Source organism: Vogesella mureinivorans, from assembly GCF_007644035.1.
Taxonomy (GTDB): domain Bacteria; phylum Pseudomonadota; class Gammaproteobacteria; order Burkholderiales; family Chromobacteriaceae; genus Vogesella; species Vogesella mureinivorans.
In genome coordinates this window covers 1-284 of sequence record NZ_VMTV02000140.1, presented here as the reverse complement: position 1 = coordinate 284, position 284 = coordinate 1, and the positions used below count along the sequence as shown (strand labels likewise).

Sequence of the window (284 nt, the reverse complement as noted above, 5' to 3'; positions counted from 1 at the left end):
AATTTTACCAATTTGCGCGGTGGTTTCAAGGGGAAATTTTTTCGTCTAAAGCTTTCTTAGCCAAGCGGGTGGCATAAACGGTGAGGGCGATCGTTGCTAGCAAACCAATGCCGTAGAGAGCCCACTCCGGAGCAGTGCGCGATCGCCCTTGCGATCCGAGTGCAGCCAAACTCCCGGCCAAGGAACCGAGATAAACATACATGACAGTTCCCGGAATCATGCCGATCCAAGATGCCAAAAAATAGTCTTTTAAAGATACCTGCGTGACTCCAAAAGCATAGTTA

At 48.9% G+C, this 284-nt stretch carries 1 protein-coding gene; it reads right to left on the bottom strand.

What is annotated here, in order from left to right; all coding sequences use genetic code 11:
• Positions 1-25: 25 nt before the first annotated feature.
• Positions 26-284: TVP38/TMEM64 family protein (locus FLQ44_RS25510; RefSeq protein WP_147693322.1), on the bottom strand; the 259-nt coding region annotated here is incomplete at its 5' end.